At 41.6% G+C, this 8,772-nt stretch carries 7 protein-coding genes and 5 pseudogenes; 7 read left to right on the top strand and 5 right to left on the bottom strand.

Annotation, left to right across the window (positions count from 1 at the left end):
* Nucleotides 1–275: 275 nt before the first annotated feature.
* Nucleotides 276–1,121, top strand: a complete 846-nt coding sequence (locus FD737_RS12825; RefSeq protein WP_160833646.1) for an ion channel — start codon at nt 276–278, stop codon at nt 1,119–1,121.
* 55 nt (nt 1,122–1,176) lie between these two features.
* On the opposite strand, the pseudogene FD737_RS24165 reads toward FD737_RS12825, so the two are convergent.
* The 3 pseudogenes from FD737_RS24165 to FD737_RS23900 form a co-directional block, all read right to left on the bottom strand.
* Nucleotides 1,177–1,395 (bottom strand): annotated as a pseudogene (locus tag FD737_RS24165) (ogr/Delta-like zinc finger family protein).
* A gap of 288 nt (nt 1,396–1,683) precedes the next feature.
* Nucleotides 1,684–1,989 (bottom strand): annotated as a pseudogene (locus tag FD737_RS12815) (phage baseplate assembly protein V); the annotation flags it as partial.
* A 415-nt stretch (nt 1,990–2,404) separates the two neighbouring features.
* Nucleotides 2,405–2,487, bottom strand: a pseudogene (locus FD737_RS23900) (lysozyme); the annotation flags it as partial.
* Here FD737_RS23900 and FD737_RS12805 point away from each other — a divergent pair.
* Nucleotides 2,484–2,967: pseudogene (locus tag FD737_RS12805) on the top strand (Presumed portal vertex protein); the annotation flags it as partial. The pseudogenes FD737_RS23900 and FD737_RS12805 sit on opposite strands and share 4 nt — an antisense overlap.
* Nucleotides 2,968–2,989: 22 nt before the next feature.
* On the opposite strand, the gene FD737_RS12800 reads toward FD737_RS12805, so the two are convergent.
* Nucleotides 2,990–4,723: a retron Ec67 family RNA-directed DNA polymerase/endonuclease gene (locus tag FD737_RS12800; RefSeq protein WP_160833645.1), complete on the bottom strand. Its 1,734-nt coding sequence runs from the start codon at nt 4,721–4,723 to the stop codon at nt 2,990–2,992.
* Nucleotides 4,724–5,284: 561 nt separating this feature from the next.
* Between FD737_RS12800 and FD737_RS12790 the strand changes: the two are divergent.
* The 5 genes and pseudogenes from FD737_RS12790 to FD737_RS23725 all read left to right on the top strand — a co-directional run.
* Nucleotides 5,285–5,608, top strand: a pseudogene (locus FD737_RS12790) (helix-turn-helix domain-containing protein); the annotation flags it as partial.
* Nucleotides 5,609–5,715: 107 nt separating this feature from the next.
* Nucleotides 5,716–5,973 (top strand): hypothetical protein, encoded by a 258-nt coding sequence (locus FD737_RS24160; RefSeq protein ID WP_160833648.1) that lies wholly within the window; start codon nt 5,716–5,718, stop codon nt 5,971–5,973.
* A gap of 99 nt (nt 5,974–6,072) precedes the next feature.
* A complete protein-coding gene (locus FD737_RS12780) occupies nt 6,073–7,503 on the top strand; it encodes a hypothetical protein (protein WP_160833643.1) in 1,431 nt (476 codons plus the stop codon).
* A gap of 291 nt (nt 7,504–7,794) precedes the next feature.
* Nucleotides 7,795–8,121 carry a hypothetical protein gene (locus FD737_RS12775; RefSeq protein ID WP_097116868.1) on the top strand — a complete coding sequence of 109 codons (327 nt, stop codon included), beginning with the start codon at nt 7,795–7,797 and terminating at the stop codon, nt 8,119–8,121.
* Between the two features lie 108 nt (nt 8,122–8,229).
* A complete protein-coding gene (locus FD737_RS23725; RefSeq protein WP_166932300.1) occupies nt 8,230–8,397 on the top strand; it encodes a hypothetical protein in 168 nt (55 codons plus the stop codon).
* A gap of 42 nt (nt 8,398–8,439) precedes the next feature.
* Here the strand turns inward: FD737_RS23725 and FD737_RS12770 are convergent, their stop codons facing one another.
* Nucleotides 8,440–8,718 carry a DUF6388 family protein gene (locus FD737_RS12770; protein ID WP_160833642.1) on the bottom strand — a complete coding sequence of 93 codons (279 nt, stop codon included), beginning with the start codon at nt 8,716–8,718 and terminating at the stop codon, nt 8,440–8,442.
* Between the last annotated feature and the right edge of the window lie 54 nt (nt 8,719–8,772).

Genomic DNA, 8,772 nt, shown 5'->3' with positions numbered 1-8,772 from the left:
GATCAGGCTGCTGAGGATAAAAGCCAGGGGATACCGAAACCGGGAGCGCTTTAAGCTGGGAGTGATGTTCCACTACGGGAAACTGAATATGGCGTTCTGAGTCTCCCACCATGATCGGGGAAGACCCATGTAAAAACAGTATTGAATATTTTTTTGAAAACAACCTCTAACGTTTAGGCGATTCTTGCCGAATATGTAAATTGCACTTAAATAGCATCTACGCGTAACCGAACTTGTGACTTTTTTGGACTGCTTGATTTAAAAGGATAATTAATATGAAAGTATTTAGACACCCCTTGTTTTATTTTTCAATAATGATATTTTCTTTTACATTTTTGTACTGGTCTTTCTGGTTTTATTACCCAGACTCATTTGTTAAAAATGACTATTTGAACTCTACTCCTAGAGAAAATGCATCAAGAATTGCCTATGGCGTAAATCCTGAAATACACGATGGAAGATATTTTTCTCAGTCAAACATCTACAACGAAAGCGATAATTTGGTATCAAGTCACAATGAAATAATCTTGCGTGATTTAAGATTACATAATGAATTATCCAAGGTTTCATTAGAGGAAAATATTCTGCTAAAGCAGAATGAAGCCCTATCATCTGTCAATTATAATCAATATATTAATGACTCTGCTAATAATTTGAAAAAGGAGTTGATGTCATTATTGGTTGAAAATAAACATGAACCCCAAAGGGAGGTTGCTATAGCAGAGTTGAATTTGAAGATTGCCATAAAAATTAAAGAAGCTAATGATTATGCTTTCGAGCATCGCGCTGAGTTCAACGACTTAGAAGTTTGGAAGAAAATTCAAGAAAAAGATTCCGTAAAGAATAAGATCAGGAAAGAAATCGATGATAATGATAGAAAGAGAACGGAACTACAATTAAAAGCCGAGAGTTTTTTAGTAAACAGTAAAAGGCCTGATATCACTTTGATGGACTTTTTCTTTTACAGTGTGGGGATTTCAACGACAACTACATTTGGGGACATCATGGCTAGCTCTCGAGGTGCTAGGGGAATGGTAACTATTCAACTATTGATTTCAATCTTCATTTTGGCATTTGCGACAACTAAATTTGTAAATGGTTTACAGAGAAAAAGTGAATAAATTGGGGCATCAATTTTTTGCGCTGTTAATACTAATGCCCGCATCGCTGGCTAGATTAGTGAAGTAGGGAAGGCCGATGTTGTTGATTAGAGTAGAGTGGAACTTGGTTAATCTGGCCGGGCGAGACAATAATTCCTGCGACGGATTAAAGTATTTTAAAAGTGCAGCTACAATTGATATTTTGGCACTGGTGGTAACGTTCTTTGGTTTCTTTGGAAACATAACGGCTGCTCTTGGCGTGCGCAGCTGTTTGGCAAAGCGGGCAATGCATCATGTTTAAATCCTTACGGGAAGAGTAGGGTGATGAAGGCTAATGTTGAGTAAGCAAATCGCAGTTTGCAAATTAAAGTCTAATTAGCCGGTTTCCGTTTCACCCTCTTGCATTGACTGATATTCAACGTCCGATAGCAGCATCTCAAATCGAGCTGCGTGGTGAAGCAGCAAAGCATCACTTGCAAGCCGAGCGGCGTCAGCAGGATGTCGCGTACCTACTGCCGGGTGTGCTCGATGTCACTCAGCGCCGCGCCGGTGTTGCGGTTCAAACCGGTGTACTTTGCTGCTGTCATATCGGTGCCCCCGTCTGGCCGCCGCTGTCGCCCGGATGTTTTTGTAGGTGCAGCACTTTGCCGTTTGAACTGAGATTGCCGCATGTGTGTGTAATATTGCCTTTCATCGTGCCGCCACCGGTAATGTTGAGCTGTGCGGTTCAAAGTACCTTTGTGCACTAAACCAGCGGGGAATCAAGCAGCACCTGCACGGCCGCACTGACAGTTGCGGTCTTAATACGGCTGGCCGTCAGCCCACCGCTTGCCGGTTCGTACTCGATCACCACGCCATTGGGGAATGACCAGTGCACCGCATCATCTGAGGTCACACGCGATTTCATATACTTTGCCGTGCGCAGCTTAGCGAACATCTCGCGCTTACCCGGCCTTTGTTGTCGCGTATCGGCTGCTCTATACGCGGCTTAAACGGCGTAGCGTCCGATAATTGCTGACACTTGATGTGTTGCTGCTGGCTTGCACGCAGCATCTTCACGATGTTGCGCGCCATCTCCTTGCCCGAGTGCACGGACAACCAATACAGATAATCTCTGGCGAAGGCGGGACGACTGTGCAGCCGGATAACGTTGTCAGGCAGAGCAATCACGTAGAATCGGACTCGCATCGGTTTCCCTCCGGATGTGTGCTTCGCGAGTCAGTCCACCAGCGCGGGCGCGCCCCTACATCAGCCGCAACGCGGCTTTCGATGCCTGCCGGTAGTGTGCCGTTAACGCGCATCACGCTCCCCCTAAGACACCACGCCCGCTTGCGCACGCGGCGATTATCCAGCCCTTGATTAAACACGCTTAGAGGTACACCCAACGGGCTTAATTCCGCTTGGTTAAACGAGGCGGCAACGGTGTTGCGCCACAAGTATTACAAGAATGGGGCGCACGCCGGATACATCCTGTATATGGCTGACGCAGCGCAACAGCGATATCGAGCGCATGCGTCAGGCGATGTGCGGCAAGAAAGGGATCGGCAACATATGCAACCTGTTTGTGTACGCACCGAACAGCAAGCCGGACGGCATCAAAATTTTGCCGCTCAGCGAAGTGGCAACGCGTGATAACTTTTTCAACATTAAGAAGGGGGGTCGTGACGATCTTTTGAGTGCGCACCGCGTTACGCCGCAGATGAGGAGGATTATTTCGGACAGCGCGGGCGGGTTCGGGGATGCAGTGAAGGCGGCGCAGGTGTTTGTGCGCAATGAACTGACAGCGTTGGAGGAGCGGATTAGAGAAGTTAATGATTGGATCGGCGAAGAAATTATCGCATTCAAGGTCTATACCTTTCAATCCTGATAATAGATGACACCTAAATGTGTCATTTTTTTAAATTGTGCAGATCTATAGATGAGACAAGTAAATCTAGAATTGGTTTGAAGGAATCAAAATTCAGTATTTTTCTTTTTTTAGAAATAACGTCCTCAGCGAATACTCTCTTACCATAATGGGCAATTGTCTCGGTTTCTGTTTGAGGAGAAAAAGTTCTGCCCTCGACTTTTATTTTTCTAATTTCACTGGAAAAGAAATCTTCAATTGCGGTGTTTTTCATGCCTACAATTTCTGGGGTCTGCACATATAATAAATTCCCCCAAACTTTCACAGGAGTGCCTGGGCTTGGGATGACTTTATATTTGTTTTTTATTTTGCTATTTATATTTCGAGGTCCTTCATCATTGTCTACTAAAACAATTACAGGATGTAATGCGCTAGGCTTAGCGTATTTTGAAAATCTAGCTTCATAGGTTTCCATGAATTTCTTTAAATCATCAGCACCTGATAGCAAACCAAGTAAATTCTGTATGGTTTTACTCGCAGGAAGTATCTGGATTTTTAGGTGGGTTTTACTTCCATCTTTTTCTATTAAACTTGGGTAGTTATCAGCGAGTGCTTTTAAAGTTGACTTCAAATAGATAACATCAGTTTTTCCTTCGCAGATGAGCACTGGCCTAGTGTTGTTTGCAAAGTATTTATAAAAAAGAAAGTCAGCATATAATTGGTCTGAACCATCTAGTCTTATTCCGCCTTTGTCATCCCTAACGTACTTTCCTTTATTGATAGTGTTGCTTCTGATGTAATGTATATAGCTCAGCATCCCATTTAGTCTATCTATGCTGCCTTTAACATTATCGCCTTCATCATTCATATATGTATATGTATTGTTTTTGAAAAGTGAATGCACCATTGGTCTTAATGTATGCCTGTAATTAGATGGTACATTCACAAATTTGTTTACTATTAATCCGGTAACTTCTTGCCGTGAATCGCTGAATTGCAACCTGCTTTTTGGAGGGTTTATCGTGAAACCGCTCTTAATAACGATTCTTTGGAGTGATTTCCCAAGTGTCACCTTATTATCAATAACACCAGCAATTTTTGTTGGGAAAACTTTCTTATTTGTAGATATGGTAATGTCATCAACATAGCGTGTATAAGTGGCGCTGTTTTCTTTGGCAAGACCTGCTAACTTAACGTCTAAACTGCGCGAAATTAAGTTGGCTATTATTGGCGAGCAAGGGCTGCCTTGAGGTAGTTCATTTTCATAACATGCAATTTGTGCAAGTACCGTTGCGCATTCCGTAGAAAGTTTAAAACTTTCGTTTTTTATAAAGAACCCTCTTACTCTCCCAAGGTTAAAGGAGCTGAAATAGTCGGCTAGGTCAATATTTAATACATTGTGCTTATTCTTATGAGGTATGGAGTTTGTAATTGTGCCGTAAGAAAGGTTCTGATCTTTCGTATGATTGTTTTCTTTATTTATTTGATTTTTTTCTTTCCTAACATAGCCATGGGATATAACAGAATATTTTTTTGTTGGGTAAATTTCGGCATAGCAATCATACAAAACATTGGATAATATTTTTTGAATGGCCTTTAACTTGTCATTGGGCGCCAGTATCTTTCTGGAGCCGCCACTCTTTTTCTTAATTTCAAAGGTTCGATATTTATTTTCATCAAAAAAAAGTAGGTATGAAAGGGCTTTCGGCTTACATCCCAAAAACGTAGCAACATCTTTTAAGTTTTTAAGTTTCTTGAGGCTTTCTAAAGATGACATCATCTTGACCTATATTAAGTGCCCACAGTTACTCTTATGCGATATTGGGAGCAACTTAGCGTTTCCCCCTGTACCTCTTTGACGCCATTAGAGCAGCGTTGGCTCCAACGTTGTTATCACTTGTCACGAAACATGACACAAAATCTAACTGTGGGCGAGCTAAGATTAGCGCATTACATGTGCCTGTATCAATAGGATTTAATGTCACGTGAACATGAGGTTATCTCAGCGCGCAATGATATCCCCACCAAGCCTGCCCACTATATGCATCGCTTTTCATGCAGATTCATGCGTCACGGGAACCGCCTCGCTGTTATCAGGCATTAGAATTGCATCGACATTGGCATTGAATTATTTAGATGACACTATGCCAAATGCGTGTTGGATGTTTGCATTTTCAGTATACATAACGCAGTATCTCTTGGTAGTTTAGTGTGTTTTAAGGTGTTACGCGTGGTGTGTTAATACTCTAGATGGCTATTCTTTAACTTTGAGCATAGTTTAGCGCTTAGCGGTGAGAATAATGCGTCTTGAAATGCTATTGCGTGAGATGTTCTCGAACGTAATCTGTCAGATTATGGCTTCACCATGCAGAAGCAACTCAGCGACCGACTTGAAATAGCTAAGAGCAATGTTGCTAGTTAGTTGGCGCGTGGACAGGTTCCGGGCAACGTTATCGTCCAGTGCTCTCTTCATACCGGCGCGGACTTTAATTGGCTAGTAACTGTAGAACTTGAAAAACCAGATTTTGTCAATGCTGTGGCAAGTGTAAGTGGCAAGGATGTTTACGATGAAGTCATGGCGAATGGCAGTAAGCCGGTGCTGCGGCGAATCCTTGATAACTACCGATTTATGCTGCAAAAAAAACTCTATGAGTTGTTTTAAATATCATCAGGCACTGTTAGCAAGTGGGTTAGAAAGTAATTTTATTCAGTGTAAGAATTTGGTTGCAGTTGCCTTAAAAAATGCTGGTTTGTGGGAGATAAACTTGAATTTTTATTTCTCATAGAGATTCACAGACCGATTTTTTATCTAGCCACAACTGTGCTTGGGTTATCGAAATGCGCGCTAGCGAGATCAGTAATGAGTGCTGGCTTTTAGGAGTTGGTGGTGAATTCGAGTTATATAACATTACCCTTTTACCAAGTCATAAAATCAGTTTTACTATTAAAGGGGGAAATTTCAACTGTGGCGATGACGAAGTGACAATATCAAGAAAAGTAATCTGTACATTAAATCATAAGATATAAAGTGGCTTGCTAAATGTATGTGGTGATTTTTTAAAATGCCAATTCAACTAAGTTTTTAAAGGTGAGCACTAATCCTTATATAAAGAAATGGAGTTTTCAATGAGTAAGAAAAAAATCCTATCCATAGGTATTGATCTTGAACTTGAAGAGATTGAATGTATTAATATTAATTCATCCGCTTCACTGTTAGATTGGGATATAATTTTAATTTCACCTACGCTTTGGGGGTTTTATACTGGTGCTGACACATATCAAGGGAAACATTGTTTCACAGACTACAATTCTGCCAAAGTAAGACAACAGTGCTCTCATTGGTGTAGGGAAATTGGCGAGGCAGTGAAACATGGTAAAACAGTCATATGTTTTCTAACAAAGAAAGAAGAGTTTTACATTGCTACTGGTGAAAAGACTTACTCGGGCACAGGGAGAAATCAGAAAACAACCAGACTTGTCACGCTTTTTACAAACTATAAAATTTTTCCTTGTGACATGAAGGCGACAGTTTCTCAGGGTAAAGAAATTAAGTTAACACCTAAAAATTCAGAAGTAATATCATCGTTTTGGAATGATTTTTCAAGCTTGGCTTCTTACAATGTTGTTCTCGATTTAAATGGTTTTACTCCAATACTTACTACTAAAGTTGGTGATAAATGCGTCGGAGCTATACTAAAAAACCATACTACAAATGGTTCACTTATATTTCTTCCAGAAATCGATTTCGAGAATCAGAAGTTTGTTACTGAAGAGGACGACGAGGGAAATGTCTACTGGACAGAGGAAGGTAATCAGTTTAGACGAAGATTTTTACAATCAATTGTTGATATTGATAAAATAGCTCATAACTCTGGTGAAATAACCCCTGAGCCTGATTGGGCAAAGCGTGAGTTTTATCAATTTGAGGATGAGAAAGTTATAACTTCTGAACTTATATCTATTGAAGAGGAACTCGCGAGGGTATTAGCAAAGAAACAGCTTGTTATTAATAAGTTAAGTGAAGTTAATAGCTTGCGTGGGTTATTGTATGAGAAAGGAAAACCACTCGAAAAATGTATATTGAGATCGCTTGAAATTTTAGGTTTCGCAGCTCAACCATTTCATAATTCTGAATCTGAGTTTGATGCCGTATTTAGTACAGACCAAGGTCGTCTCATTGGCGAAGCCGAAGGAAAAGATAATAAAGCTATTAACGTAGAAAAGTTAAGGCAACTTTCGATGAATGTTAATGAAGACTTGATAAGGGAAGAAGTGGATGCTCCTGCAAAAGGGGTTTTATTTGGAAATGGATATCGCATGATTGAACCGAGGGACAGAGGTGATGCTTTTACAGAAAAATGTCACTTAGCCGCCAAAGCTAACGGTACATTATTAGTTCCAACATGTGAATTATTTAAAGTTGTTAAATCTCTACTTGACGACCCATCAGAAGAGTATGCTGCTAAATGTAGGCAATCATTTTTTGACGGGGTAGGATTAGTTGAGTTTCCACAGCGAGATTTAGGGATTGCTGATGAGTTGCAAGCTGTTGAGTGATTAATGACCAGAAAGTTTCATGGCCACTTACCAGCCTAAGTGGCTGTAAAATAGAAGTTATAATATTATTGAGTCCTTTTTATATGATTGATTTAGATAATGAAATGTCCTCGCCCTAATTTGTCCGAAATCCTTATATCCAAATCAAATTCCGCTCCCGCAATCCTTACCTAATCTTTGCACAAAATACCCGCAATCTGCCCAGTTATTCACCCAATCGCGCCTCGCTTCACGTGCTACATTTCCTCTCAGCAATACGCCAACCCTGCCAGCCCAAACGAGAGTCTTGAGATGTTCAAACCTGCTGTACTGTTCACCACTATCCTGCTGCTCAGTGGCTGCGCCCTGAAGCAATACCCGCAATCACCCAAAGTCAGTGATGAAGAAGCGCAAACCTACAATTGTGCGGCACTGGATCAGGAAATTGCGAAATCCCACAGTGTGCAGCAGCAGATTGACACAACCGGCGAGTTTGATGCGCTGACGGTGATTGGTTTTATTGGCGACTTTGGCATCGGCAACGGTATCGCGAAGGCTAGCGCCAACAAGCATGCCTCGACGCGGTTAAATCAGCTGGAACAATTAAAAGCCGTGCGTTGCAGTCACCCAACGGCGTAATGAATTCAAGCCAGCACGAAAGATGCGGACATTTAACAGCAGCCAGTTAGCGTGAAAAATGGTATAAGAGTGCGCACTGTTTTTATTGCCGATTAATAAGGATCCTTCATGGCAAATGCGCAATATCTTCTCTGGGTAATGATTGGCACCTTAACGCTACTAAGCATCTTTATCGGTGTGGTAGTCGGTCGGACGAAAACGCCTCGTGTCGGCTTTGCGACCTTTGCCGGATTATGGGTATTTTTCCTGCTGGCGATATTCTTTCTCTCGCATTAAAGAGCACCGTTTGCCACACGGCTTGTGTGGCAAATCAGTTGGTTAAGCAGTGTGGTGTAAAGCGGCACGATGCTGAGCAATTAGCGTGTCAGCCAGGTGACGATCTTCTTCATGTTGCGAGACGTAATATTCATAAGGATCGCGCACGCCGAGGCTTTCGATATAATCCAGATGGGCTCGTTTCACTTCACTGTTAATATACTGCACCAGCTCTAATCCCAACTCATCCGCATAAACCGGCGCTTTGCTTTTTATTTCGCGAATCAAGTCCTCGTTATTTTGCATAAAAAGCTCCAGATCGATTTTATAATAGTCTTTCATTGCTCACTCCTTAAGAAAATAGTGTCCTTTAAGCCTGGCACATGCTGCTTATTG

The sequence above is a fragment of the Pantoea sp. Seng genome (genome assembly GCF_009829935.1).
Classification (GTDB): domain Bacteria; phylum Pseudomonadota; class Gammaproteobacteria; order Enterobacterales; family Enterobacteriaceae; genus Pantoea; species Pantoea communis.
This window is presented reverse-complemented; position numbering and strand designations above follow the sequence as displayed.